The sequence below is a fragment of the Agreia sp. Leaf335 genome (genome assembly GCF_001423605.1).
Taxonomy (GTDB): Bacteria; Actinomycetota; Actinomycetes; order Actinomycetales; family Microbacteriaceae; genus Agreia.
Map to the genome: position 1 here is coordinate 421,710 of NZ_LMOQ01000002.1, position 26,368 is coordinate 448,077.

26 protein-coding genes and 1 pseudogene are annotated in these 26,368 nt (G+C 64.3%); 5 read left to right on the top strand and 22 right to left on the bottom strand.

Annotated features, from left to right (window positions below; genetic code table 11):
• Nucleotides 1–11 precede the first annotated feature (11 nt).
• A complete protein-coding gene (gene gabT, locus ASF79_RS08055) occupies nucleotides 12–1,367 on the top strand; it encodes a 4-aminobutyrate--2-oxoglutarate transaminase (RefSeq protein ID WP_082495760.1) in 1,356 nt (451 codons plus the stop codon).
• The gene (locus tag ASF79_RS08060; protein WP_055853634.1) at nucleotides 1,364–2,368 is read left to right on the top strand and encodes an asparaginase; all 1,005 of its coding nucleotides are present in this window, start codon (nucleotides 1,364–1,366) and stop codon (nucleotides 2,366–2,368) included. Before gabT ends, ASF79_RS08060 begins: the two co-directional genes overlap by 4 nt.
• Nucleotides 2,369–2,386: 18 nt before the next feature.
• Here the strand turns inward: ASF79_RS08060 and ASF79_RS08065 are convergent, their stop codons facing one another.
• The 10 genes and pseudogenes from ASF79_RS08065 to ASF79_RS08105 all read right to left on the bottom strand — a co-directional run bounded on the left by ASF79_RS08065 (nucleotide 2,387) and on the right by ASF79_RS08105 (nucleotide 13,624).
• The gene (locus tag ASF79_RS08065) at nucleotides 2,387–3,166 is read right to left on the bottom strand and encodes an ABC transporter permease (RefSeq protein ID WP_181035772.1); all 780 of its coding nucleotides are present in this window, start codon (nucleotides 3,164–3,166) and stop codon (nucleotides 2,387–2,389) included.
• A 77-nt stretch (nucleotides 3,167–3,243) separates the two neighbouring features.
• On the bottom strand, nucleotides 3,244–4,158 hold the full coding sequence (locus tag ASF79_RS08070; RefSeq protein ID WP_055853636.1) for an ABC transporter permease: 915 nt from the start codon (nucleotides 4,156–4,158) through the stop codon (nucleotides 3,244–3,246).
• A 3-nt stretch (nucleotides 4,159–4,161) separates the two neighbouring features.
• Complete coding sequence (locus ASF79_RS08075; protein ID WP_082466249.1) at nucleotides 4,162–5,364, bottom strand: ABC transporter ATP-binding protein; 1,203 nt, start codon at nucleotides 5,362–5,364, stop codon at nucleotides 4,162–4,164.
• Nucleotides 5,364–6,530: an ABC transporter substrate-binding protein gene (locus ASF79_RS08080; RefSeq protein ID WP_235500690.1), complete on the bottom strand. Its 1,167-nt coding sequence runs from the start codon at nucleotides 6,528–6,530 to the stop codon at nucleotides 5,364–5,366. Before ASF79_RS08080 ends, ASF79_RS08075 begins: the two co-directional genes overlap by 1 nt.
• Nucleotides 6,531–6,699: 169 nt before the next feature.
• The gene (locus tag ASF79_RS08085; RefSeq protein WP_082495761.1) at nucleotides 6,700–9,642 is read right to left on the bottom strand and encodes an FtsK/SpoIIIE domain-containing protein; all 2,943 of its coding nucleotides are present in this window, start codon (nucleotides 9,640–9,642) and stop codon (nucleotides 6,700–6,702) included.
• 107 nt (nucleotides 9,643–9,749) lie between these two features.
• On the bottom strand, nucleotides 9,750–10,172 hold the full coding sequence (locus tag ASF79_RS08090) for an FHA domain-containing protein (protein WP_162234570.1): 423 nt from the start codon (nucleotides 10,170–10,172) through the stop codon (nucleotides 9,750–9,752).
• Nucleotides 10,173–10,193: 21 nt separating this feature from the next.
• Nucleotides 10,194–10,268 (bottom strand): annotated as a pseudogene (locus ASF79_RS17855) (zinc-ribbon domain-containing protein); the annotation flags it as partial.
• The gene (locus tag ASF79_RS08095; protein ID WP_055780804.1) at nucleotides 10,265–11,089 is read right to left on the bottom strand and encodes a PP2C family protein-serine/threonine phosphatase; all 825 of its coding nucleotides are present in this window, start codon (nucleotides 11,087–11,089) and stop codon (nucleotides 10,265–10,267) included. The gene ASF79_RS08095 and the pseudogene ASF79_RS17855, both read right to left, overlap by 4 nt.
• 75 nt (nucleotides 11,090–11,164) lie before the next feature.
• The gene (locus ASF79_RS08100; RefSeq protein WP_156366187.1) at nucleotides 11,165–12,178 is read right to left on the bottom strand and encodes an FHA domain-containing protein; all 1,014 of its coding nucleotides are present in this window, start codon (nucleotides 12,176–12,178) and stop codon (nucleotides 11,165–11,167) included.
• A gap of 9 nt (nucleotides 12,179–12,187) precedes the next feature.
• Nucleotides 12,188–13,624, bottom strand: a complete 1,437-nt coding sequence (locus ASF79_RS08105) for a gamma-aminobutyraldehyde dehydrogenase (RefSeq protein WP_055853642.1) — start codon at nucleotides 13,622–13,624, stop codon at nucleotides 12,188–12,190.
• 110 nt (nucleotides 13,625–13,734) lie between these two features.
• Here ASF79_RS08105 and ASF79_RS08110 point away from each other — a divergent pair, with 110 nt between their 5' ends.
• Together ASF79_RS08110 and ASF79_RS08115 are read left to right on the top strand one after the other, a co-directional pair.
• Entirely contained in the window at nucleotides 13,735–14,202 is a 468-nt protein-coding gene (locus ASF79_RS08110; protein ID WP_055780794.1) for an Lrp/AsnC family transcriptional regulator, read from the top strand.
• 5 nt (nucleotides 14,203–14,207) lie between these two features.
• On the top strand, nucleotides 14,208–15,590 hold the full coding sequence (locus ASF79_RS08115; RefSeq protein ID WP_055854616.1) for an aspartate aminotransferase family protein: 1,383 nt from the start codon (nucleotides 14,208–14,210) through the stop codon (nucleotides 15,588–15,590).
• Nucleotides 15,591–15,597: 7 nt separating this feature from the next.
• Here the strand turns inward: ASF79_RS08115 and ASF79_RS08120 are convergent, their stop codons facing one another.
• Nucleotides 15,598–16,683 (bottom strand): DUF4192 domain-containing protein, encoded by a 1,086-nt coding sequence (locus ASF79_RS08120; protein WP_162239074.1) that lies wholly within the window; start codon nucleotides 16,681–16,683, stop codon nucleotides 15,598–15,600.
• A gap of 190 nt (nucleotides 16,684–16,873) precedes the next feature.
• Here ASF79_RS08120 and ASF79_RS08125 point away from each other — a divergent pair, with 190 nt between their 5' ends.
• Nucleotides 16,874–17,491: a DNA-3-methyladenine glycosylase I gene (locus tag ASF79_RS08125; protein WP_055853645.1), complete on the top strand. Its 618-nt coding sequence runs from the start codon at nucleotides 16,874–16,876 to the stop codon at nucleotides 17,489–17,491.
• Here ASF79_RS08125 and ASF79_RS08130 read toward each other — a convergent pair.
• The 11 genes from ASF79_RS08130 to ASF79_RS08180 form a co-directional block, all read right to left on the bottom strand.
• Nucleotides 17,481–18,017, bottom strand: coding sequence for a DUF5684 domain-containing protein (locus ASF79_RS08130; RefSeq protein ID WP_055853648.1), 537 nt, complete (start codon nucleotides 18,015–18,017; stop codon nucleotides 17,481–17,483). The two genes, ASF79_RS08125 and ASF79_RS08130, sit on opposite strands and share 11 nt — an antisense overlap.
• Nucleotides 18,018–18,086: 69 nt before the next feature.
• Nucleotides 18,087–18,839: a YaaA family protein gene (locus tag ASF79_RS08135; protein ID WP_055853650.1), complete on the bottom strand. Its 753-nt coding sequence runs from the start codon at nucleotides 18,837–18,839 to the stop codon at nucleotides 18,087–18,089.
• A gap of 21 nt (nucleotides 18,840–18,860) precedes the next feature.
• Entirely contained in the window at nucleotides 18,861–19,124 is a 264-nt protein-coding gene (locus tag ASF79_RS08140; protein ID WP_055853652.1) for a F0F1 ATP synthase subunit epsilon, read from the bottom strand.
• Between the two features lie 2 nt (nucleotides 19,125–19,126).
• Nucleotides 19,127–20,590, bottom strand: a complete 1,464-nt coding sequence (gene atpD / locus ASF79_RS08145) for a F0F1 ATP synthase subunit beta (RefSeq protein ID WP_055780775.1) — start codon at nucleotides 20,588–20,590, stop codon at nucleotides 19,127–19,129.
• Between the two features lie 20 nt (nucleotides 20,591–20,610).
• Nucleotides 20,611–21,510, bottom strand: coding sequence for a F0F1 ATP synthase subunit gamma (locus ASF79_RS08150; RefSeq protein WP_055853653.1), 900 nt, complete (start codon nucleotides 21,508–21,510; stop codon nucleotides 20,611–20,613).
• Nucleotides 21,511–21,513: 3 nt separating this feature from the next.
• Nucleotides 21,514–23,151, bottom strand: a complete 1,638-nt coding sequence (gene atpA / locus ASF79_RS08155; RefSeq protein ID WP_055780769.1) for a F0F1 ATP synthase subunit alpha — start codon at nucleotides 23,149–23,151, stop codon at nucleotides 21,514–21,516.
• A gap of 60 nt (nucleotides 23,152–23,211) precedes the next feature.
• Nucleotides 23,212–24,009, bottom strand: a complete 798-nt coding sequence (locus ASF79_RS08160) for a F0F1 ATP synthase subunit delta (RefSeq protein WP_055853655.1) — start codon at nucleotides 24,007–24,009, stop codon at nucleotides 23,212–23,214.
• A 4-nt stretch (nucleotides 24,010–24,013) separates the two neighbouring features.
• Nucleotides 24,014–24,583 carry a F0F1 ATP synthase subunit B gene (locus ASF79_RS08165; RefSeq protein WP_055780763.1) on the bottom strand — a complete coding sequence of 190 codons (570 nt, stop codon included), beginning with the start codon at nucleotides 24,581–24,583 and terminating at the stop codon, nucleotides 24,014–24,016.
• Nucleotides 24,584–24,614: 31 nt separating this feature from the next.
• Nucleotides 24,615–24,848 (bottom strand): ATP synthase F0 subunit C, encoded by a 234-nt coding sequence (atpE, locus tag ASF79_RS08170; protein ID WP_035837596.1) that lies wholly within the window; start codon nucleotides 24,846–24,848, stop codon nucleotides 24,615–24,617.
• A gap of 46 nt (nucleotides 24,849–24,894) precedes the next feature.
• Entirely contained in the window at nucleotides 24,895–25,692 is a 798-nt protein-coding gene (atpB, locus tag ASF79_RS08175) for a F0F1 ATP synthase subunit A (RefSeq protein ID WP_055780761.1), read from the bottom strand.
• 201 nt (nucleotides 25,693–25,893) lie between these two features.
• Nucleotides 25,894–26,367, bottom strand: a complete 474-nt coding sequence (locus ASF79_RS08180; protein ID WP_055780758.1) for a hypothetical protein — start codon at nucleotides 26,365–26,367, stop codon at nucleotides 25,894–25,896.
• Nucleotide 26,368 lies beyond the last annotated feature (1 nt).

The window sequence follows — 26,368 nt, forward strand, 5'->3', positions numbered from 1 at the left end:
TCGATGGCATCATGACAGACACCCTGAATTCCTCGTACACAGTCGCCCAGGAGCGGAAGGTCGTCACGGCCATCCCCGGCCCCCAGAGCATCGCACTGCACGAGCGACGACTGGCCGTTGTGCCGGTGGGTGTCGGCACCGCACTCCCTATCTACATCGAGAAGGCCAACGGAGCGATCCTCGTCGACGCCGACGGCAATCAGTTCATCGATCTCGGCGCCGGTATCGGAGTCACGACCGTCGGTCACACCTCTGCTCGGGTCATCGAGGCCGCCGCAGCTCAGCTCGGCAAGGTGACGCACACGCTGTTCACGGTCACCCCCTACGAGGAGTACGTGCGGGTCGCCGAACTGCTCGCCCAGCACACCCCCGGCGACTTCGCGAAGAAGACGGTGCTCGTGAACTCCGGCGCCGAGGCCGTCGAGAACGCCGTGAAGATCGCCCGCAAGTACACGCGCCGCACCGGTGTTGCGGTGCTCGAGCACGCGTACCACGGTCGCACCAACCTGACCATGGCGATGAACTTCAAGGCGGCTCCGTACTCCACGGGCTTCGGCCCCTTCGCCGGCGACGTCTACCGCGCACCCAACTCGTACCCCTACCACGACGGACTCACCGGAGCCGAGGCGGCGGCCCGCACGATCGGCTACCTCGAGAAGACCGTCGGCGCGTACGACCTCGCGTGCCTCGTCGTCGAGCCGATCCAGGGCGAGGGCGGCTTCGTCGTCCCGGCCGAGGGCTACCTGCCCGCCCTGCAGCAGTGGTGCACCGACAACGGCATCGTCTTCATCGCCGACGAGATCCAGAGCGGCATGGCGCGCACCGGCGCCTATTTCGCCAGCGAGCACTTCGGCCTCGTTCCCGACCTCGTGCTGAGCGCCAAGGGCATCGCGGGCGGGCTTCCTCTCGCGGGAGTCACGGGCCGCGCCGAGATCATGGACTCGGCCCTCCCCGGCGGATTGGGCGGCACCTTCGGCGGCAATCCCGTGGCAGCGGCAGCGGCCGTGGCCGTCTTCGAGCAGATCGAGAGCGACAACCTGCTCGCCGAGGCGACCCGCATCGAGCAGACACTCGTCACGGGTCTCGAGGAACTGGGGTCGAAGTACGACATCATCGGCGACATCCGCGGTATCGGAGCCATGATCGCGATCGAGCTGGTGCAGCCCGGAACGGGAGCCACCACGAAGGAACCCAACCCCAAGGCCGTCGACGCGATCGTGGCCTACGCGGCGTCGCAGGGTGTTCTCGTCCTGAATGCGGGAACGTACGGCAACATCGTGCGTTTCCTGCCGAGCCTCGCGATCTCCGATGCACTCCTGACCGACGCGCTGAGCGTCATCGACGATGCGATGGCGACCCTGCGATGAGCTCTCTCGCGACGGCTGCCTCAGACGCTGCATCGCGGGGCACCTTCTCTCTCGAGGGAGCCGTCGAGCTCGCCGTGCTCGAGCGCAGCGGATTCATCGAGTCGCGTCACCTGGGCGCGGCCGTCGTACTCGACCCGACGGGCGCGGTTCTCGACGAGCTCGGCGACGCATCTGCACCCGTCTTCCCTCGTTCAAGTCTCAAGCCCTTCCAGGCGCTCGCCATCCGTCAGGCGGGTGTCGACCTCGATCCGCTGCAGACCGCCCTCTCGATGGCGAGCCACGGGGGAACGCCCGAGCATATCGACGTCGTGCGCGACATCCTTCGGCTGGCCTCGCTCGACGAGTCCGACCTCGGATGCCCCGAGGACTGGCCGGGAGACCGGGCCGCGCGCGATGCTGTTGTCCGCGCCGGCGGCTCCGCACAGCGGGTCTATATGAACTGCTCCGGAAAGCACGCCGCCATGCTGCTTGCCTGCGTCAAGCAGGGCTGGAGCACCGCCGACTATCTCGACCCCGCTCATCCTCTTCAGCGCCGGATCCGCGACCTCATCGAAGAGCAGACCGGCGAGGCGATCGCCGCATCCGGAGTAGACGGCTGCGGTGCTCCCGTGCATGCCATCTCCCTTCGTGCCCTCGCCCGGGGCGTGTCGCGCATAGCCCAGAGCGAGACTCCGGATGCCGAATGGCTGGTCGACTCGGTGCTCTCCAACGGCTGGGCCGTCGACTCCCCCAATGAGCAGAACACCCTCGTGATTGACAAGCTCCAGCTCTTTGCGAAGCTCGGTGCCGAGGGTGTCATGGTCATGTCCACCAGATCCGGTGTGGCCGTCGCCCTCAAGATCCTCGATGGCAGTCTGCGGGCGGCCGCGATCGTGGCGCTCGATCTCCTCGTGCGCGCGGGCGCCGTCAGCCGCGACGACGTCGATGCCCTGGTGCGCACGTTCGATCTCGCGGTTCTCGGTGGCGGCAAGCCCGTCGGAACGATCAGAGTCACCGCCTGATCGGGCTCGGGCGCTGGATCAGGTGAGCTTCGCCAGCCTCTTCTGCCTGGCCGAGCGGCTGACCTGACTCACCACCACGATGAGGATCGCCAGGATGAACACGGCCGAGGCGATCACATTCGCCTCGGCGGGGATGCCTCGTGCCGCCGCGATGTAGATGAATTTGGGGAAGGTGTCGACGGCGCCCGAGTTGAAGTTCGTGATGATGAAGTCATCGAAGCTCAGCGCGAACGACAACAGCGCCGCCGCCAGAATGCCCGGCAGAAGCAGAGGAAACGTGATGCGCCAGAAGACCTGGGCCGGCGAGCCGTAGAGATCTCGTCCCGCCTCTTCGAGCGCCGGGTCGAGGCCTGCTACGCGTGCTTTCACGGTGACCACCACGAAGCTGATGCAGAACATCGTGTGGGCCAGAATCACCGTCACGATGCCCTTCTGCGTACCGAGGGCCAGGAATTGTGCAGCAAGCCCCGCGCCCAGCACGACCTCGGGGGTCGCCATGGGCAAGAACAGCAGCAGGCTGATACTCGAGCGAAACCGGAATCGATAGCGCACGAGCGCAATCGCGATGGCCGTGCCGAGCGCGGTCGCGAGAACGGTGGCGACGACTCCCACGAGAATGCTGTTGCCGAAAGCCTCGCAGAGACCGGGTTCGTTGCAGACCGTGAGCCACTTCTCGAACGTGAACCCCCTCCAGGCGAGGTTGGACTTGCCCGAGTCGTTGAACGAGAAGACGAAGGTGTAGACGATCGGGATGAGCAGGAACGCGAGGGCCAGCGCGACATAGATGGGAAGTCCGATACCCGCGAACCTTCCGCGGGGGCGTGAGGGCTCTCCGCGCCTGGTCGCCGGGTTCTTCGGATCGAGAGGTAGCGCGGTCACAGCAGGTCCTCCGTTCCACTGCGGCGCACGTACACGCCGACGAGTACCAAGATGACGGCCATCAGGATGATGGAGAGCGCCGCCGCGACAGGATAGTTCTGCAGCGTGAGGAAGTTGGCCTCGATCGCATTTCCGAGCATGGCCGTCTTACTCGATCCCAGAAAGTCGCGGCTCGCGTTGATGTAGTCACCGGCCGCCGGGATGAACGTCAGCAGTGTGCCCGAGATGATGCCCGGCATCGAGAGCGGAACCGTGACCTTCAGGAACGTCGTGGCCGGATTCGCGTAGAGGTCGCTTCCCGCCTCGAGGAAGCGAGTGTCGAGGCGCTCGAGAGTCGTATAGAGCGGAAGGGTCATGAACGGGATGAAGTTGTAGGTGAGCCCGAAGATCACGGCGAACGGTGTACCCGTGAGATGTCCGTCTGCGGGCAGGATCGCCACCGCTTTGAGCGCCAGGACCACGGGCGACTCGTCGGAGAGGATCTGCTTCCACGCGAGCGTGCGGAGGAGGAAACTGATGAAGAACGGAGCGATGACGAGGGTGAGCATCGTGCTCTGCAGAAGGGGCCAGCGTCGTGCTTTGACACCGATGAAGTACGCGATCGGGTAGCTGATGATCAGGGCGAAGACGGTGGCGACGAGTGCGTAGCCGAACGCGCGCAGGATGTGCGGCAGATACTCGCTCGCACTCGCTACGTAGTTCTGCCACTGCACTCCCGGAATGTATTCGCCGATATCTCCCCCGGGAAGCTCGGCCTGGAACGAGGTGATGACGAGCGATATGAGCGGGGTGAGAAAGAACAGCACCATGTAGAGGATGCCGGGAAGAAGCAGAACCAGCGCGATCGTGGACTTTCGTCTCGGCGGCTTCGTCACGGCCGCGTCGCTCGAAGCGAATGCCGCGAAGGCCACGGGTTACGCCCCTTCCAGTTCGGTCTCGAGCGCGGCCCTGCGCTGGATCGCGATGGCGCTCGTCGACGCGTCGGCGGGGAAGCGGGAGCCCGGGCTCGGCTCGTCTTCAAGACCGAAGCCGTGATCCACCGTCCAGCTGACCCAGACCTCGGCACCCTCGTTCACAACCGGTCCGAAGACCATGTTCTGAGCGAAGACGGTCACGGCGCCCAGACCCGGGATCTGGACGATGTACGAGGTGCTGACCCCGGAGAACGAGACGTCGGTGACGCGGCCCGGTCCGAGGATGTTGAGTCCGGCCTTGGTCTCGGGCGCTTCCGTGTGCAGCAGCAGCTTCTCGGGCCTCACGCCGATCGTCACCTCGCCCGCGTGGCGCTGAGCCCGGGTGCGAGGCACCACGATGCCTCTGCCCGCGATGTCGACGGTGATGAAGTCGGCGGTCGACTCGGTGACCCGGCCCGTGAAGAGATTCGATTGACCGAGGAAGTTGGCGACGAACGCTGTTCGCGGCAATTCGTAGAGCTGCTCGGGCGCCCCCATCTGCTCGATCTGGCCCTTGTTCATGACCGCCACGATGTCGGCCATGGTCATGGCCTCCTCCTGGTCGTGCGTGACATGAAGAAAGGTCAGGCCGATCTCGGTCTGGATGCTCTTCAGCTCGAGTTGCATCTGGCGACGCAGCTTGAGATCGAGCGCCCCCAGCGGTTCGTCGAGCAGGAGAAGAGCGGGTCGATTCACGATCGCTCGTGCAAGCGCGACGCGCTGCTGCTGACCGCCCGACAACTGAGCGGGGCGCCGCGTCGCGAGGTGGTCCAGTTCGACGAGTTTCAAGGCCTCGTGAGCCTTGCCGAGCGGATCGTCGATCTTGCGTCGACGAAGACCGAAGGCGACGTTCTCGAGGATCGTCATATGCGGAAAGAGAGCGTACGACTGGAAGACCGTGTTCACCGGACGTTGAAAGGACTTCGTGTTCGTGACGTCCTTTCCTCCGATGAGAATGCGTCCCGCCGACGGCTCCTCGAGCCCCGCGACAAGTCGGAGCGTGGTCGTCTTGCCGCAGCCTGACGGCCCGAGAAGCGCGAAGAACGAGCCGGCCGGAATGGTGAGATTGAGATCCTCGATGGCCGTGAAGCCGGGGAACCTCTTGCTGATATCGACGAACTCGAGGTCGGCGCCCGCCTCGGCGAAGGTGCTCATCGTCTTCATCAGATACCCAACAACACTTTCTGGAATTCGGTGCCCAAGGTCTTCTCTTCCTCTGCCGTCAATGTCCGGAACACATGTGCTTGTTCGAGGGTCTTCTCATCGGGAAAGATCAACTGGTTGTTCGCGAGTTCAGGATCGATGGACTCCATCGCCTCCCGTGCGCCGACGACGGGCGTGATGTAGTTGACCCAGGCCGCGACCTCTGCGGCGACCTCCGGTTCGTAGTAGTAGTTCATGAGCGCCTCGGCGTTCGCCTTTCGAGTAGATCCCATCGGCACCACGAAGGTGTCGTTCCAGAGGGTTCCGCCGGAGTCGGGAAGGATGAACTCCCATTTGTCACCCGCCTCCGCGTTGATCAGAGTGATGTCGCCAGACCAGCAGATGGCCGCCAGCGTGTCCTCGTTCTGCAGATCGTTCAGATAGGCGTTGCCTTTGATGTTGCGCACCTGCCCGTCGTCGACCTGCTTGCGGAACAGATCCACGGCATCCATGAACTGAGCCTCACCCCAGTTGCTCGAGACGTCGGTTCCGAGCGACTGCATGATCACTCCGATCGTGTCCCGCATCTCGCTCAGCACGCCGACGCGGCCCTTGAGCTCCGGATTCCACAGGTCGTCGACAGACCTGAGTCCCTTCGGCAGCCGCTCCTTGTTCCAGCAGATTCCCGCGAACCCACCCTGCCAGGGAAGCGAGCGCTCGCGACCGGGATCGAAGTCGGGGTTCGCGAGCGACGGAAGCATGTTCGCCTTGTTGGGGATATTCGCAGCGTCGAGCTCCTGCACGTAGCCCTTGCGAACGAGACGGGAGACCATCCATTCGGTCAGACATACGGCGTCTGCGCCGATGTCCTGACCCAGGGCGAGCTGATCCTTGACCTTGCCGTAGTAGGTGTTGTTGTCATCGACCGCGACGTTATAGGTCACGCTGATGCCGGTCTGTTCCTCGAAGCCGATCACCGTGGGGTAGTTTCCGTCGTCGTCTTCGTCGATGTACGCCGGCCAGTTGTCCCAGACGAGCGATCTGTCGGATGCCGACGAGTCTATGGCTGCCAGTGGCGCGGGTCGTGGACCGGTCGAGCACGCGGCCAATGCCAGAGCCCCGAGGCCCAAGCCCGCCCCGGCGAGCAGGGAGCGCCGCGACAACGCGAGCTGCTTCGCTCGTTGCATGGATCGTGTGTAGGCGATCGCCTGCCGAATCATCGGGTCACGGGGCGGTGGCGCGTTCATGTCGGGCGGATCTCCGAACTGTGCGGTCATCAGGGTGGTCTGATAGTGGCACAGCACGTGGCCTCATGGGGTGAAAGAGGGCGAAAGCGGCAATAACGAAACATAGATTTCACGAAATCCTCTGCGATTCCCACGATTCCCGGCGGGAATCCTCTGCGGGCTCGAATCTGACGATGGTGTCGTCGGGAGTGAGCATCCAGCGGGCCTGCCTGCCGTGATCGACCGGTGGCGGCAGATCGCGGCGCCGCGTCAGGGCTCGGAAATCACCGAGTGAGCACCCATCGAAGTACACCGGGACGCGGCTCCGGAGGCTCGAGAACGTACTCCAAGCGGTCATCCATGTGTCCGGCGTTCCGACTAGCCACGCCGAGACCTCGGGTGCGGGTGTGAATGCCGACACCGCCGCACGATCGCTGGCATCGATCAGGGTGACGGCGCCGCCCGGTCGATCGAGAAATGCAGACGGGCGAGCCGTGACGACGACGAGGAGCGACGGCAGGGAGCGCCCTGGGGCGCGAGCGTGCCGTGGCAACAATGCCTCTCGGGGCGACTCGCTACCGGCGGCGAGTGCGACCTGCAGCCGTGACCCCCGCCAATGCCCGGCACCTGGTGGAAGCCGGGGGTCGTGGTCGGAGGCGGCGCCCTCCGAGACGATGTATTCCTGACGACTGGCGAACCTCAGATGGATCCGCTCGGGAAAGAGCGGCGCGAGGGTCGTGAGCGGAGCGGCCAGACGCTGAGCCGTGGCGATGACGGTGATGCCGCAGGGCGGACCATCCCGGAGGATCGTCGCGAGCTCTGAGACGATCGCGCCCTGGTACTCAGCGTCGAAGCGACGCAACACCGAATCGACGTCGTCGATGAGCACGATCATCTGTGAGCGAGGAACCGCCCCGGCCTGCCTCCGTCGACACAAGGCGACGAGCTCGTGCACCGTGTCCCACGCCTGTTCTGTGTCTCGTCCGACGACCACCGCGAACGACGACTGTCGAGCAAGCGTCGCGAGAAGCGTCGATTTTCCTGCGCGCGAGGAACCGAGCACGAGTAACGGTCCGTGCTCTACCGGGTCGTAGCGGGCCGGCGGTTGGCGCTGCTCGTCGGGCATATCGAGGAGGCCGAGGACGAAGCCGGACGATGGTCGTGGGATGTCGTCGAGTTCGACGCGGTGCGGCAGGGCGGGGAGCCACGGTGCTCGGATCCTCGGACGCGTGTCGGTCTGATGCTCCGAGAGCGCCTCGGCGTCGGTGAAAGCGATCTGCACGGCCGAGGGTGGTCTACCGCCCAGAGAGACGAAGCAGCGACCGCGTTGCTCGGCGGTCAGCATGGACGCCGCAGGGCTGCCGATGATGGAGGTCGAATCGGCTGCGTTGTTCACCCGTAGCGACAATCTCAGTTCGCAGTTCGCGAGCAGGGAATCCTTCACCACGCCGGACGGGCGTTGGGTGCAGAGCACCAGATGCATTCCGAGCGATCGCCCGCGCGCAGCGATGTCGGCGAACACGTCATGGAGTTGCGGGAACTCCGTCAGCATGGCCGCGAACTCGTCGACGACGATCATCAGACGAGGCAGGACACCCCCGAGCCGTGGATCGGAGATATCACGGGCGGATGCCTCTCGGAGAATTCCTTCGCGCCATCGAATCTCCGCTCTGAGGCTCGACAGGGCACGCGCGGCCCCGCCGGGATCGAGATCGGTTATCAAGCCGACGCACTGCTCGAGGCGCGTCAGCGGGTCGAACGCGGCTCCGCCCTTGAAGTCCACGAGCAGCACGGTGAACGAGGTGGTGTCGTAAGCGCGGGCGAGAGCAGCCACCCATGTCACGAGGAGTTCGCTCTTGCCGCTTCCCGTGGTTCCGGCCACGACCGCGTGAGGTCCCTGTTCGACGAGGTCGAGCTGGAAGACCTCACCGCGCTCTCCGATCCCGATTGCAGCGCGGAGGCCCTTCCGCGCCGCCGACCGCTCTCCCCCGTCTCCTGCGCGTGCCAGCGCCTCGACCTCGGAACTCGTCACGCGCTCGGGAAGTGCGAAGAGAGCACGATCGGCTGCAGCAGACTGCCGGCCGAGTCGCGCGCAGAACTCCTCGGCCTCGACGATCGACACGAACTCCCCCTCGATCTGAAACGGAGTCGGGAGTCGGGGGTGCCTGAGCACGGAGACCAGGCCGACCGAGTCCGCAGCGACGACGATGTCTGCATCTGCCGGTACGGCGCCGGCGGATTCCGCGACCACGACGAACGTCGCGGAGAGGGGGCGGGAAACCGCCTCGAGCGAGCCGAGGCACACACGGTCTGCACCACGATGGGGCAGTAAGTGCGCCCATTCCCACTCACCGGAACACGTGTCGTTCGTCGTCGAACCCCAAGAGAAAGCGGCCGCATCCGGCGAGACGGCGGCGGCGAGCTGCACGGCGTAGCCCCGCGCCAGGGCGTGCGCGAGCAGCGGCGCTCCGACGACGGCGATGCGCGCGGGAGCTACTGCCAGGACGGGGGCGTGATCCAATCGAAGAGCCTCAGAGCGCAATCTCCGAGAGTCCTCATCGTCGTCAGAGCCACCCTCCACCCTGATCGCGCTTTTGACCGGCCCCCTGCCCAGGCAGATCACCACCTGCGCGGCTGCTGTCGCGGTGAACGGATTGGATGCTCTCTCGAGGATCACCCGCGCAGACGGTGCGCGCTGCCGGAGACTCGCGAGCTCGCTCTCGTGAAATGCGACGATCCTGGCGTCGAAGATGTTGCGCCGCCGCTCGAGATCGACCTCGTTGCGGCGTCGGGAGCGGCGCCCGCTGAACCGCCCGTCGATGAGCGTCGCGACAGCCATCACCGGTGACAGCAGGGCGAAGACCAGCGCGAGAGGCGAGTGCAGGACGAACCATACGACGACGGCGACGCCCAACGGTGCGAGTGAGCCGATGAGGGGGAACGGCGCCCTGGGAGCCGGATCCGCTCGCCGCGGGACCACGATGACGTCGTCGACATCCGATGCGATGTCCGCTCGGTTCCGTGCCGGGTCGGGCGGGGGCTCGTCCGGGGGCAACGGATGACGTCGGCGCATCGAACGAGTACACCTCAGGCTCGGCCTCGCACGAGCGCACCCGCCTCAGTCCGTGGAGAACACCGGCCGAAAGCGACGTGTGGACGGACCCGAGGACGCGGCCTCCGCTAGAGGACGTCGAAGTACTGCTCACCGATGCGGATGCGCGTTCCTCGCGCCACTCCGTACCGCTCACCGGGCAGGGCGTCCAGAGACTCCTCGCCGGCCACGGAGATCGAGGTGCCATTGCCCGAATGACGGTCGCTGACCCAGAACATCCCGTTCTCGATTCCGAACTCGAGGTGGGTCTTCGACACGCTCAGCTGCGGATCCACGATGCGCACGATCTCGAAGGGCCGATCGACGTCGGCGGCAACTGGGTTCCGACCGATGAGTCCCGGCCCGGCGACGACGACGTTCTCACCGGTGCTGAACACAAGCCGGAAGACGGGGCGCGCGGGCGAGGTCTTCGGTGCGGGCCGTTCGGGAGCGGTCAACGATTCGTGTCGCCTCGTGATCGGCAGCGGCTGCACGTGCTGCGTGTCGCTCATCGCAGATGCTGCGAGCACCGAACTGCCGCATTCGCCGCAGAACATCGCCCCGCTGGGGAGGACCGTGCCGCAGGTCTTGCACCGCACGGCGCTCATCGACTGTGCGCGCTCGGTCGTGTCGACTCGATCTCATCGACAGCCAGGGCGACATCGACGACGAGCACCGTGACGTTGTCTCTGCCTCCGTTCGCGAGCGACGCGGCCACGAGTTCGCTCACGGCCCGTTCGGCGGAATCGGTCGTCGCCAGATAGTGCCGGATCCCGTGATCGGTGAGTTCCTTGGTCAGGCCGTCAGAACAGATGAGCATGCGCTGACCGGGCACCACAGGAATGAGCGAGTAGTCGGGAACCGGCCTGTCATGGAACCCGACGGCCCGCGTGATCACGTTGCTGTCCGGATGCACGTCGGCCTGCTCCCGGGTGATGAGACCCGCGGCGACCATCTCCTGCACGACCGAGTGGTCGATGGTCACCTGTTCGAGCACGTCGTCGGCGAAGACGTAGACCCGCGAATCGCCGATGTTGAACACTGCCCATTGCGCTTCGTCGTCGACCACCGTGAGCGCGATACCGGTGACGGTCGTCCCCGTTCCCAGAACACTCTCGTCGCCCACCCGGTCGATGTCCGCGCGGGCCGACTCGAGAGCTCGATCGATAGTGTCGGCGTCGACGAATGCCCTCCCCGTGATGTCGCCGAGGCGCGTCACGACCGCTGCGCTGGCGATATCGCCGGCGGAGTGTCCGCCCATGCCGTCTGCCACGGCGAAGAGGGGTGGATTCGCGACGACGCTGTCTTCGTTGACGGCTCGCTTGTTGCCGCGGTCCGACAGAAATGACCAGGTGAGGGTCAAGGTGGTGTCGACGGCGCCGGGAAGGACAACGCTCACGTGGGCGTCACTGTCACCGATCTGGGTCACGGGACTCTTCTCCTCGGCATGCTGTTCTAACGCGGGCGAGCACACGCGGGTGGGTGTGCGCACCGTTCTGCACTGTCAATCTGCTGCGGGAAGTATCTCGATGACATTGCCGTCGCCGATCTCGACCCTGCTGTACGGGGGAAGAACGATCGAGTCCCCCTGCTTCAACTTTATCCGAGGCGAGCCGGGCAGAGTGACGGCGGTGCCATTCGTCGACTGCAGATCGGTCGCGACGACCTCCCGACCTCGCTGCACGATGAACAGATGCGATGCCGACACCTCGCGCGTGGGCGAGGGCACCTCGGCCAGAATCACTTGGTCGCCCGAAAGTTGACGCGGGCCGCGCGGCCTGCGGCCGATGCACACGGGAACGTGCAGCTCGAACGGCGTCTGCGTGCCGATCCGCACGCGACTGGGACGGCCACGATTCGCCGCCGGCGCCTCTGACTCGGGCGCGCCACCGTGTCGTCCCGTGCGCCGGCCAGGAGCCCGCTCCAGGGTGATCTCGCCGTCGTCGACCGCGGCGGGCGCCGTCTGGGGGCGCGAGCGTTCCCGCGGGACGACGCTCGTCTGACGCTCGTCGAGAATCCACATCACCGAATCGACGGATGCCACGCCGAGCACGAGCGGAAGCTCGTCGCCCGAGATGGCGAGCTCGCCAGTAGTACCTTCCGCGTCGGGGGCTCCTGCAAAACGGAGCCCCGTGACGTTCGAGAACGACGCGAGATGCCACGGCCGAAGCCCCTGCGAGGAGAAGCGACGAGGCTCGGCATCCGCCGTGTGCACATCGACGACGGCGGCGCCCCGCGTGACGACCGAGAAGACGGCGGACGAGGGGCCGTCTGCCTCCCATGCCGCCACCGCGAACGATGTCACGGCGTCGGCGCCGAGCAGAGGAATGGTCTGGACGACGCCCTCGAACGACGTCGACTCTTCCGACATCTCCAGCCAGACCCGGGAGAGAACAGCCGGCGAGCATCCACCGTCGAGCACGACGACAAGGCCCGGCGCGACCAATGCCAGCTGCGACCCCGACGACGAAGCCGACCTGTAGACCACCCGGCCTGGTGTGTCTTGGGGCACGCTCACCCGTCGAGCCTAATCGCCGATGAACGACATGACGTGCTTGACCCGGGTGTAGTCCTCGAAGCCGTACATCGAGAGGTCTTTTCCGTAGCCCGAATGCTTGAAGCCGCCGTGGGGCATCTCTGCGACGATGGGGATGTGGGTGTTGATCCACACGCATCCGAAATCGAGTCGCCGTGCCATCCGCATCGCCCGCGAGTGATTGCGGGTCCACACGCTGGAGGCCAGGGCGTAGTCGACGCCATTGGCGTGACGGATGGCTTCGGCCTCGTCGGCGAAGGACTGCACCGTGATCACCGGTCCGAAGACCTCGTTCTGAACGATCTCGTCGCTCTGGGTCAGACCGGAGACGATGGTGGCCTCGTGGAAGTACCCGGTGTCACCCTGTCGTCGACCCCCGAGTTCGATCGTCGCGTGATCGGGAAGACGCTCGATGAAGCCCGATACCTGAGCCAGCTGCGCGGCATTGTTGACGGGGCCGAACAGCACGTCGGTGCGATCCGGAGTACCGGTCACCGCGCTGGTTCTCGCATGCTCGGTGAGCGCCGCCACGAACTCGTCATGGATGCCGTCCTGCACGAGCAGACGTGTCGCCGCCGTGCAGTCCTGTCCCGCATTGAAGTAGCCCGCGGCGACGATGCCCTCGACGGCCTTGGCGATGTCGGCATCGTCGAAGACGACGACGGGTGCCTTGCCGCCGAGTTCGAGGTGGACCCGCTTCAGATCGACCGCGGCAGCTCTCGCCACCTCCATTCCCGCACGCACGGAGCCGGTGATCGACACCAGCTGCGGGATCCGATTCGCCACCATCGCGGCCCCCGTCGATCTGTCGCCCAACACCACGTTCATAACGCCGGGCGGCAGGAATTCGGCTGCGACTTCGGCCAGGAGAAGGGTGGACAGCGGCGTCGTATCCGACGGCTTGAGCACGGTGGTGTTGCCGGCTGCGATTGCGGGCGCCACCTTCCAGACGGCCATATTCAGCGGGTAGTTCCACGGCGTGACCTGCCCGACGACGCCGATGGGCTCCCGGCGCACGAACGACGTGTGGTCGGCCATGTACTCCCCCGCGCTTCTGCCCTCGAGGTTCCGAGCCGCGCCGGCGAAGAACCGGATCTGGTCGACGCTCAGAAGGATCTCGTCTGCGACGAGAGTCGCTCGCGGCTTGCCGGTATCGAGCGACTCCCTGTCTGCGAATTCCTCGGCGCGGCTCTCCATGGCGTCAGCGATGCGGAAGAGCGCGACTTGGCGCTGCGACGGTGTGGTGTCTCGCCATCCCTCGAAGGCGTCGGATGCCGCACGGTAGGCCGCGTCGATCTCTCGTTCCGATGAGATCGGCGAGACGCCATAGACCCTCTCCGTCGAAGGATCGACCAGATCGAGACCTGCGCCGAACTCCGAGTCCGTGTAGTGGCCGTTCACGAAGTTCTTCAGCGTGTGACTCTGCATGGCCCCATCGTCGCACGGTCGCGTACGCGATTCAACTGATTTCGTCGCTCAAACCCGATATAGCGACGAAATCACTTGCCCGGAATCAGACTCGCTGACAGAATCGAGGCATGAGCCTGAAACCACGACAAACCCATCTCGATGACACGTCGAAGGCGATCATCGAACAGCTCCAAGTCGATGGTCGACGGTCCTACGCCGAGATCGGCAAGGCCGTGGGGCTGAGCGAGGCGGCGGTTCGGCAGCGTGTGCAGAAGCTCACGGACTCGGGGGTGATGCAGATCGTCGCCGTGACCGATCCCCTGCAACTCGGCTTCTACCGACAGGCGATGATCGGCCTGAAGGTGTCGGGCGACACGCGCGTCGTCGCCGACGCTCTGGCCGCGATACCCGCGGTCGACTACGTCGTGCTCACGGCCGGAACGTTCGACATCATGGCCGAGGTCGTCTGCGAGAGCGATGACGATCTCATCGCTCTGCTCAACTCGCAGATCCGGCATCTTGAGGGCGTCATCTCGACCGAGACGTTCGTCTATCTGAAACTGCACAAGCAGCTCTACAACTGGGGTACCCGATGACCGACATGACTTATTCCGACGTCGCCGAGAGCGAGCTGCAGCGCAAGGCGAAAGACCATCTCTGGATGCATTTCAGCCGGCAATCAGTGATGGAATCGGGCGCGGGCGTTCCGATCATCACTCGCGGCGAGGGTCATCACATCTGGGACAGTCGGGGAAAGAGGTACATCGACGGTCTTTCAGGGCTCTTCGTGGTGAACGCCGGTCATGGCCGACGACGCCTGGCCGAGACCGCGGCACGGCAGGCTGAGGAATTGGCCTTCTTTCCCGTGTGGTCCTACGCACATCCGAACGCGATCGAGCTCGCGGACCGGCTCGCGCACTATGCGCCGGGCGACCTCAACCGCGTGTTCTTCTCGACCGGTGGCGGTGAGGCCGTGGAGACCGCTTTCAAGCTGGCCAAGTACTACTGGAAGCTCCAGGGGCAGCCGACGAAGCACAAGGTCATCTCGCGCGCCGTCGCGTATCACGGCACCACCCAGGGAGCGTTGGCGGTGACCGGCATACCGGGTATGAAGGCGATGTTCGAACCTGTCACGCCGGGCGGCTTCCGCGTGCCGAACACGAACATCTATCGCGCGCCCGAGCACGGCGACGACCCGGTGGCGTTCGGAATCTGGGCTGCCGATCGGATCGAGGAGATGATTCAATTCGAGGGTCCCGACACGGTGGCGGCCGTCTTTCTCGAGCCGGTGCAGAACTCCGGCGGTTGCTTCCCTCCACCGCCCGGGTACTTCCAGCGGGTGCGTGAGATCTGCGACCGCTACGACGTGCTGCTGGTCAGCGATGAAGTGATCTGTGCTTTCGGCCGAATCGGTCATATGTTCGCGTGCGACGAGTACGGCTACGTTCCCGACATGATCACCTGCGCCAAGGGCATGACCAGCGGGTATTCTCCCATCGGTGCCACGATCGTGAGCGACAAAGTCTACGAGCCGTTCAAGCACGGTCAGACGTCCTTTGCACACGGATACACGTTTGGCGGTCACCCCGTGTCGGCTGCCGTCGCGCTGGCGAACCTCGACATCTTCGAAGAGGAGAAGCTCAACGAGAATGTCAGGGCCAACTCTCCCCTCTTCCGCTCGACGCTCGAGAAGTTGAACGATCTGCCGATCGTCGGCGATGTGCGCGGAGACGGATACTTCTTCGGCATCGAGCTGGTGAAAGACAAGGCGACCAAGGAGACGTTCGATGATGAGGAGTCGGAGAGCCTGCTCCGGGGTTTTCTCTCGAAGGCTCTCTTCGACGCAGGGCTCTACTGCCGTGCTGACGACCGGGGAGATCCGGTGATTCAATTGGCCCCTCCTCTCACCATCGGCGCGCCTGAGTTCGACGAGATCGAGCAGATCCTTCGTAGCGTCCTCACGGAAGCCTGGAGCAGGCTCTGATCACCGGTCACACGGCCTGCCTTCCCACCCAGTCGGGCACGCGGCCCGTGCTGATCAGCTGCTCGAAGAGCCGAGCCAACTCGTACCCCGGCCCGATCGAGAGCGCCTGTTCGAGGTAGTCCCCCGCGGCAGAGCCTTGGCCCCGTGCCCATTCGAGCCAGGCGAGCATGGTGAGGGGCGCGAGCTGCCACGGCCTGGGTGCCAGGGAGACGAGGTGACGGAGCAGACGAATCGCTCCCTCTATGCGCAGCCCGTCGGGGCACTGTCTGCCCTCGCCGACAAACGTTTCGAGAATCGACCCGTCCGGAACCGATTTTCCTCGGCGTAGCGCGGCCGTGTCTCCGGCAGCCCGATCACCGGCGGCATCACCCCAGGCCAGGAGCATCAGCACGCAGTCTCTGACGCCCTTGTCTCTGACGCTCCAGAGCAGGGCCGCCAGCGCATTCGGCGGGATCTCGATCGGTGCAGACTCGATGGCGTCGGTCCAGAGAACCTTGGCCGGCGTCCACTCCCACAATCGTTCTCTCTCACGAGGATGGTTCATGATCGCCGTGGATGCCGCGGCCACCCCTTCCCGTTGCTCCGTCGGACCATCAAGTATCGGCGTCGCCCCCTGGGCGACCCCCTCGACATCGCGCGACGCGCCAACCCCGTCGAGCTCCCCGTCGATTCGTGCAGTGTCGCTGTCTGTGAAGCGTCCACGTTCGTCATCGAGATATGAACCCCACACACGACCAGAGCAGCACAGTGCATCGACTATAACGAGCCCCGCCGACGCCATCCTGGTGACGATGGCCTCGACGAGTTGCGGCCTCGGCGGCCGATCCTCCGCCGACCACGCCTCGTCTGTGTAGATGGCGATGAGCACGGCATCCACCCCCGGTACCCGACTGATCAGGCGGATGATGGCATCGGCTACCAGCCGGGGGTTCGTGCGCGGAGTATCCGCGGGCAGGTCAACTCGCAGCGATGCCGCCGTCTGCCGATTCTGGAAGGTCTGGACGACGATGCTGTTCGTGGGTGTGTAGCCCAGGACGCGTGGCAGGGCGATCAAGAAGTCTGCGGGCCTTTTCGCTTTCACCGAGTGAGTCATGACGAGAGCCTGCGGCACTCGCAGCACCGGAATCCCGGCTCGCCTCGAAGGTGTGGAGAGATGCGAGGAATGCTGCGCTGTGAGGGGACACCTGTTCGCAATGTCCTCCCCAGCCCGTCCTGACGGGCGCGAATGACACCGACGCACCAGATCACGGTCGGCGACGACCCACGGCGATACTCTCGACCTCATGACACGAGAACTTCTCTCAACAGGAGACGACGGTATTGCTCGGTGCGGTTGGGTCTCCGACGACTCCGAGTACCAGCGCTATCACGACGAGGAGTGGGGAAGCCCGCTGCACGGCGACGACGCACTCTTCGAGACGATCGCGTTGGAGGGATTCCAGGCTGGCCTCTCATGGATCACCATTCTGAGGCGACGGCCCGCCTTCCGCCGTGCGTTCGACGGCTTCGCGATTCGGCGGGTCTCCGCCTTCGATGACGCCAAGGTCGACGAACTGGCCAGCGATTCCTCGATCATCCGCAATCGACAGAAGATCGTCGCGACGGTCAAGAACGCTCGAACCATTCTCGACCTGGTGAGCGCGAACCCGGGGGAACTCGATCGTCTGATCTGGAGTCACGCGCCATCATCGCATCGGCGGCCTCGCACCGTAGAAGAGGTACTGACCGTTACCGATCGCTCGAGGGCGCTCAGCACCCGGTTGCGGAGCATAGGCCTGGGGTTCGTAGGACCGACGACCATGCACGCCTTGATGCAGGCAGCAGGGCTGATCAACGACCATGCGCAGGGCTGTGTCCGAGGCGATCAGCTCGAGAAGGCGACTGAACGTCTCAGTACGTAGGGTTCTGCGGTCCGCCCATCGGTGGAGCGGCATAGACGGGCCGAGCCTGTGGCACGTAACGGAGAACGGCGCTCGTGGGCCTCGCCCACTCCGGGGCGATGAATATGCCCGCGATCGGCTGGGGGTTCCATACCGATCGGTTGAAAGCGAAGATGCCCCACCACACGTACGGAACAAGGATGTACAGAACGACCCAGGCCGCGGTCTTTCCGAAGCGCAGTCCGATGTTGTAGGCCGCGAGACAGATGAACACACTCGATGCAATGCCGACGAAGGGCACGAAGGCTACGAGGGCCCACCAACCCGCCTGTCCCCCGAGCTCGAGGAAGACCCAGGAGTTGTAGACGGGCACCCATCCCTTCCACGCGGGCTCACCGGCCTTCACGAAGATCTTGCTCAGGAACCAGGAACTGATCACGTAGATGGCGATGATCAGAACCACATAGAGCGCGGTGAAGACCAACGTGATAATCAGGCCGGCCGCGGCTCCGGTCGCTGAGCCGTCCGAGTCATATGTCGAGATCATGCAGCAAGACTAGCGGCAGCCTGGGAACAACCGTGGGTGGCGTTAGAGGCAGCGTCGCGGCTGGAGCGATCACCCCTTCGGCGCGTACAGCCTCACTTCTTTCTGGTCGCCGAGTTCCATACGGTAACCCGCTTCGTCCGCCACGGCGATCACCTCCTCGATCGACTCGAGATCGCGCGCATTCAAGAGCAACGCTCGTGTCAGAAGCCCCTTGGCCTTCTTGTTGAAGTGATTCAATGCTCGTACCGTTCCGTCATCGGACTCGGTGACCACCCGGAGGAACCAGGAGTTCACCCCCGGCGCTAGGGGCGACAGAGCGACGTACCCTTCAGACCTGAAGTCGAGAACGAGTTCGCCGTCTGCGCCGATTTCCGTCGGCACAACGGGAGCCCACGTCTTGGCGAGATGAATACCCGGCAATTTGGAATCGTGCGACAACCGGTATGCAGGAATGGGGTCCATGCCACCGATCGGCCCGAGGAGCGCCGACTGAATCACGACGTGCGTCGCGGCGAATGAGCGGGCCTCGACGGGCAGACTCCGCGAATCGAGAGCGTCGAAGATCACGCCCGTGTACCTGTCGAGAGCCGGCATCGTCGGCGACGTGGTCACGGAGCGATTGCGCACGACCTCTGAGCGAAGCCGGGCACTGATCTTGAGCGCCTTCAGACTCGCTTCCTCGTCTTGAGACAGAGCACGAAGCTCGCGAATCACCCGCCGACGAGTCGCCGTCAACGACGAAAAACGCAAGCGGGTCATATCCAACTTCGTGGCATCACCCCCCTCCCGCTTCGTCTCGGACGGCGGAAGGAGGATGATCACGAGGTGGTCGACCCGCTTGCGTTAGACGAGCGCCGCGTTGCGCGCGACGATCGTGATGGTGTTGTTCTCTACCGACAGGAATCCGTCGTCGGCCTGAGCCGTGATGCGTGAACCGGAGGCCTGCGTGACGCGGACCTCTCCCTCAGCCAGAATCGCGAGGAGCGGCTCGTGGCCAGCGAGGATACCGATCTCGCCTTCGACAGTCTTAGCGATGACCATGGTGGCCTCGCCCGACCAGACTTCCTGATCGGCCGAGACGACGCTCACGGAAAGAGCCGAAGCCATGACTAGCCGTTCTCTTTCTGGATCTGAGCCCACTTCTCTTCGACGTCGTTGATACCACCGACGTTGAAGAAGGCCTGCTCCGCCACGTGATCGAAGTCACCGTTGGCGATAGCCGAGAACGACTCGATCGTGTCCTTCAGAGGAACCGTCGAACCTTCCACGCCCGTGAACTTCTTGGCCATGTAGGTGTTCTGCGACAGGAACTGCTGAATGCGACGGGCGCGCGAAACGGTGATCTTGTCTTCTTCAGAGAGCTCGTCGACACCGAGGATCGCGATGATCTCCTGGAGTTCCTTGTTCTTCTGGAGGATCGCCTTGATGCGCACGGCCGTGTTGTAGTGATCCTCACCCAGGTACCGCGGGTCGAGGATGCGGCTCGTCGACGTCAGCGGGTCGACGGCCGGGTACAGGCCCTTCGACGCGATTTCACGCGAGAGCTCCGTGGTGGCGTCGAGGTGGGCGAACGTGGTGGCCGGCGCGGGGTCGGTGTAGTCGTCAGCCGGAACGTAGATCGCCTGCAGCGACGTGATCGAGTGACCACGCGTCGACGTGATGCGCTCCTGCAGGATTCCCATCTCGTCGGCCAGGTTGGGCTGGTAACCCACGGCGGACGGCATGCGTCCGAGAAGGGTGGAGACCTCGGAACCCGCCTGCGTGAAGCGGAAGATGTTGTCGATGAAGAGCAGAACGTCCTGCTTCTGCACATCGCGGAAGTACTCCGCCATGGTCAGGGCCGACAGGGCTACGCGAAGACGCGTTCCCGGCGGCTCGTCCATCTGGCCGAACACGAGGGCGGTCTTGTCAAAGACTCCGGCCTCTTCCATCTCGGCGATGAGGTCGTTTCCCTCACGGGTGCGCTCGCCGACACCGGCGAACACGGACACTCCACCGTGGTCCTGCGCGACGCGCTGGATCATTTCCTGGATGAGGACCGTCTTGCCGACTCCGGCGCCTCCGAAGAGTCCGATCTTTCCACCCTGCACATAGGGGGTCAGGAGGTCGATGACCTTGATGCCGGTCTCGAAGAGCTCCGTCTTCGATTCCAGCTGGTCGAAGGCCGGGGGCTTGCGGTGGATGGGCCAGCGCTCGGTGATCTCGATCTTCTCGCCCGGCTCAGCGTTGAGCACCTCGCCGATGACGTTGAAGACCTTGCCCTTAGTGATGTCGCCGACGGGAACCGTGATCGGCTCTCCGGTGTCGGTGACCTCCTGGCCGCGGACGAGTCCGTCGGTCGGCTTGAGGGCGATGGCGCGAACCAGGTCGTCTCCGAGGTGCTGGGCGACCTCGAGGGTCAGCACGGTCTCGGGGGCGCCGGGAATGGCGATCGTGGTCTTGAGTGCGTTGTAGATGCCCGGGATCGAGTCGTGGGGGAACTCGATGTCCACGACAGGGCCGGTGACGCGGGCGATACGGCCGACTGCGCCGGGCGCAGTCGTCGTCGCAGCTTCAGGTGCGGTCAGTGTCATTGCTTCTCTCTTCTTTCGAGCTACTTTGCCGAGCTCAGCGCGTCGGCGCCGCCGACGATCTCGGAAATCTGTTGTGTGATCTCGGACTGGCGAGCGTTGTTCGCCAATCGCGTGTAGTCGCGGATGAGTCCATCCGCGTTGTCGCTGGCCGCCTTCATGGCCTTCTGCGTCGCCGCGTGCTTCGCAGCCGCGGACTGGAGCATGGCATTGAAGAGACGCGACTCGATGTAGACGGGAAGCAGTGAATCAAGAACGGACGACGCGTCGGGCTCGAATTCGTAAAGCGGCAGAACCGCCTTGGAATCGGGCTCTTCGACACCTTCGACGACCTCGAGGGGAAGAAGACGAACGACCTCCGGCACCTGCACCAGCATCGACACGAAGCGGTTGTAGACGATGTGGATCTCGTCGACCCCGCCCTCGGCAGCAGGCCTCAGGAACGACTCGAGAATGGCATCGCCGATCTCCTTCGCCGTCTCGAACTCGGGGTTGTCGGTACCGCCCTGCCACGTCTTCTCTGAGGCCCGACGACGGAACGCGAAGTACGCGTTCGCCTTGCGGCCCACCAGGAAGTACACGACATCCTTACCCTGGCTGCGGAGGAGCTCCGCGAGCTGCTCCGACTCCTTGAGCACGTTGCTGTTGAAGGCACCTGCCAGGCCACGGTCGCTCGAGAAGATGACGATCGCAGCACGCTCGACCTTCTCCGGTTCCGTGGTGAGGATGTGCTCGACATTCGAGTACGACGCCACCGCGGAGACGGCACGAGTGATCGCCCGAGAATACGGGGTGGAGGCGGCAACCCGCGCCTGCGCTTTTTGAATGCGCGAGGCGGAGATGAGCTCCATGGCCCTGGTGATCTTCTTGGTCGTCTGGGCAGACTTGATCTTCTGCCGGTAGACGCGGAGTTGCGCTCCCATAAGTTAGCGGCGACCCTTCACGATCTTTTCCTGGTTGACGTCTTCAACCTTGGTCGCAGTGAACTCCTCGCGGCCCACCGACGCGAGGGGCTTGCCTTCGCCCGTCTGGAACTCGAGTTTGAACTTGTCGACCTCGGAGTCGAGCAACGAAGCGGTCTCATCGGACAGCACGTTGGATTCGCGAAGGGTGGTCAACACCTGCGTGTTGCGGGCGAGGTAGTCGAGAAGCTCGCGCTCGAAACGGAGGATGTCCTCGACGGGAACCTCGTCGAGCTTGCCGTTCGTTCCAGCCCAGATCGCGACGACCTGGTCTTCGACCGGGTACGGCGAGTACTGCGGCTGCTTGAGCAGCTCGGTGAGGCGCGCTCCACGAGCAAGCTGGCGACGCGACGCCGGGTCGAGGTCCGACGCGAACATCGCGAACGCCTCGAGCGAGCGGTACTGCGCAAGCTCCAACTTCAGCGTTCCGGAGACCTTCTTGATCGACTTCACCTGAGCGTCACCACCGACTCGCGACACCGAGATACCCACGTCGACCGCGGGGCGCTGGTTAGCGTTGAACAGGTCGGACTGGAGGAAGATCTGGCCGTCGGTGATCGAGATCACGTTGGTCGGGATGTAGGCCGAGACGTCATTGGCCTTGGTCTCGATGATCGGGAGCCCCGTCATCGAGCCAGCGCCGAGCTCGTCGGAGAGCTTGGCACAACGCTCCAGCAGACGCGAGTGCAGGTAGAACACGTCACCCGGGTACGCCTCGCGTCCCGGCGGACGGCGCAGGAGGAGGGAGACGGCGCGGTAGGCCTCTGCCTGCTTCGACAGGTCATCGAAGATGATCAGAACGTGCTTGCCGCCGTACATCCAGTGCTGACCGATGGCCGAGCCCGTGTACGGGGCGAGGTACTTGAAGCCTGCGGGGTCGGAAGCGGGAGACGCGACGATGGTCGTGTACTCGAGCGCTCCGGCGTCTTCCAGCGCGCCCTTCACCGAGGCGATGGTCGAGCCCTTCTGGCCGATGGCGACGTAGATGCAGCGAACCTGCTTGTTGACGTCGCCCGACTCCCAGTTGGCCTTCTGGTTGATGATCGTGTCGATCGCGATGGCGGTCTTACCCGTCTGGCGGTCACCGATGATCAGCTGACGCTGGCCACGGCCCACGGGGATCATGGCGTCGATCGCCTTGATACCCGTCTGCATGGGCTCGTGAACGCTCTTTCGCTGCATCACACCGGGTGCCTGCAACTCGAGTGCGCGGCGGCCCTCCGAAGCGATGTCGCCGAGACCATCGATCGGGTTGCCCAGCGGGTCTACGACGCGGCCGAGGTAGGCGTCGCCGACGGGAACCGAGAGGACCTCGCCCGTGCGCTGCACCTCCATGCCCTCGACGATGCCCGAGAACTCACCCAGGATGATGACACCGACCTCGTCTTCGTCGAGGTTCTGGGCGAGGCCCAGGGTTCCGTCGGCGAAGCGAATCAGTTCGTTTGCCATGACGCCGGGGAGACCCTCGACGTGGGCGATGCCGTCGCCGGCGTCGGTGACGTATCCGACCTCGGTCTTGGTCGCCTTGCCGGGCTCATAGGACTTCACGAAGTCCTGAAGAGCACCACGGATCTCGTCGGGGCTGATCGATAGTTCTGCCATCGTTTTTCCTTTTTCTGCCGAAGGATTCGCTCCGGCGTGTAGCAAGCGAGCCGCGAGGGGCTAGCCAGCGAGCTGAAGTCTCAAATCATTGATGCGGGCGGAGACGCTGCCATCAATGACATCATCTCCCACCTGGATGCGAAGACCGCCGATGAGGGCGGGATCGATCTGCTGGTTCACGGAGAGAGAGCGTCCGTACAGTGACGAAAGCCCCTTTTCGAGACGCTCCAGCTGTGCGGGAGCGATGGGAGTCGCGCTCGTGACGGTGGCGATCGACTTGCCCGCCTGATCGGCCACGATGTTCGCAGCGACGCGGAGCAATTCTCCGATGCGCCGACCGCGAGGCTGGGCAACGAGCTGCTGCACGATCGCGAGCGTCTGGGCCGACGCCTTGCCCTGAAGCAGCGCGTCGACAAGAGTCAACTTCGCGTCGACCGCACCGAGCTTCGAACCGAGCGCGAGCTCGAGTTCGTCGCTCGTCGAAACGGCTTCACCGAAGCGAGCCAGCTCGGCCTCGATCGATTCGGCGTTCGTTGCCGAATCAGCGAGGACTCGGAAGCCAAGCTCCTCGACGGCCTCGAGGAGGTCGTCGTGGCTGGACCAGCGGCTCGCCGCGACGTCGCTGAGGATGCGAACGGCCTCGGCGTCGAGCTTCGAGCCGAAGAGCTCGGAAACCACTCCAGCCTTCGAGGCCTGATCCGCAGACGGATCGGCCAAGAGGGACAGGAGCGAAGACGACTCACCGATGACACGTCCGGCGAGGAGCAGCTGCTCCCCTGTGGCGAGCGTGGCTGCACCACCCTGCCCGGCCAGTCTGGCTCGAACTCCGGCGATCGCTTCTCTGGTCGCTGATCCCATGTGCTTACTTGTTTCCTGCGGACGAGGCGGATGCCTCGGACGCCTCGAGGTCAGCGAGGAAGCGATCGACGATACCGGCAGCCTTGGCGTCGTCCTTGACGGACTCACCGATGACGCCCGACGCGAGGTCGAGAGCAAGGCTTCCCACTTCGGCGCGCAGCGACACGACAGCGGCCTGACGCTCGGCTTCGATCTGGCTCGTCGCCTGTGCCTGAATGCGGGCAGCGTCGAGCTGAGCCTGCTCCTTGAGCTCGGCAGCGATCTTGAGAGCGTCGGCGCGAGCCTGCTCCCGGATCTTGCCGGCCTCGGCGCGACCCTCGGCGAGCTGAGCCGTGTACTGCTCGAGCGCTGCTTCGGCCTGGGCCTGGGCGGCGTCTGCCTTGGCGATGTTTCCCTCGATCGCAGCCGAACGCTCGTCGAGCATCGTCTTGACGCGAGGAAGCACCATTCTCCAGAAGAAGAACAGGATGACGACGAAGCAGAGCAGTGACCAGACGATGTCGTAGATCTCTGGGATGAGCGGATTCGTCGTCTCGGCCGTTTCCTCTGCGGCAGCTAGAACTGCGTGAAGCATTCCAGCCTCCTATCTCTTGAGCGAAGCGGGATCAGACGAAGATGAAGTAGGTCGCGATACCGATGAAGGCCAGGGCCTCGGTGAAAGCGATACCGATGTACATCAGAACCTGCAGGCGACCTGCGAGCTCAGGCTGGCGGGCGACACCCTCGATGGTCTTTCCAACGACGATACCGACGCCGATGGCCGGGCCGATGGCTGCGAGACCATAACCGACCGTCGCGATGTTTCCGTTGATCTCGGCGAGAACGGTTGTTGCGTCCACGTGTGTTTCCTTCCGTGATGTCGAACGAGGCGGGCGCCTAATTCGTTTAGTGTTCCTCAGCCAGCGCGAGCTGGGTGTAGACAGCGGTGAGCAGGGTGAAGACGTAGGCCTGGAGCACGGCGACGAGGATCTCGAACAGCGTGAACACGAAGCCGAATGCCAGCGTGCCGACGCCGAACAGGGTGAACCACCCGCTCGCCGTGAAGAAGAAGAACCAGGTGGCGCCGAAGAACAGCACCAACAGCAGGTGGCCGACGACCATGTTCATGAGAAGTCGAAGAGTCAGAGTGACGGGACGCAGGATGAAGGTCGAGAGAAGCTCGATCGGCGTCACGATGATGTAGAGGCCCTTGGGCACTCCGGGCGGGAACAGCGCGTTCTTGAAGAACGCTCCCGGGTGCTTCTTGATGCCCGCATAGATGAACGTCACGTAGGCGACCACGGCGAGTACCAGAGGTACACCGATGACGGACGTTCCCGCGAGGTTGAGGAACGGCACGATGCCCGTGAGGTTCATGGCGAGGACCATGAAGAAGATCGTGGTCAGGATCGGCAGGAATCGCCTGCCGTCTTTCTTGCCCAGGAGGTCTTCGGCGATGTTCACTCGGACGAAGTCGAGAGCCATCTCGGCGATGCTCTGGCCCCGGGTGGGTACCAGCTTCATCTTTCGCGTTCCCAGCCAGAAGAGGATGAGGATGGCGGCGACCGCGATGAAGCGGATCAGAATGACCCGGTTGATCTCGAAGGGGGTACCGGGGAAGAAGATGACTTCTGGGAAGAATTCCTCGATGGACGGACCGTGGAATTGACCATCATCGGCAGCCAACGGCACAAGCAAGTTCAGAGCGTTAGCTAACAGCGCTATCTCCTGGTTCGGGGCGTGGAGCGAGGCTCTCGCGACGACGAATGATGGGGGGTGCTGCTTCTGGGCGAAAACCCGAGTGACGCAGCGGAACGATCTTTATGAACCCTATCAAGAGTTAGGGGCCCCTGACCAATCGAGAAGGGCTATTGACGACCCGAATGTGCCGGATCGGACATATTCCTACTCGCCCGGCAACTTCACGTCGCTTGCATAGCTCATGCGGGATGTAGCGACCACGACGACGTCCACGATGAGTGAGCCGAGTACGCCCGCGATGATGCAGAGGAACATCACGACCGGGTTGATCCAGGGCTGATCGCGCAGCAAGAAGACGAGGACCAGGAAGATCGCGAACTTCACGATCCAGGCGCCCATCACCACGGCGAAGAAGATGGCGGTGAAGAAGTCCGTTCCCGAGAACCGGTTGGCGACCAGGATAGACGCGGCGGTGAGACCGGTGAAGAGGATGGCCATCGCCGTACCCACCAGGGCGCTCACCAGGCCCCGCTCCGCGTCGACGAGGTAACCCGCCACTCCCCCGATCACGGCGATGGCGAGGGCCAGCAGCCCGCCCCATTTGAGGATGCGCACGAAGACGGGCCGCGCGGATGATCCGGTGGCGGCTGAGGTGACACGGGGGCTGGGGGTCGACACG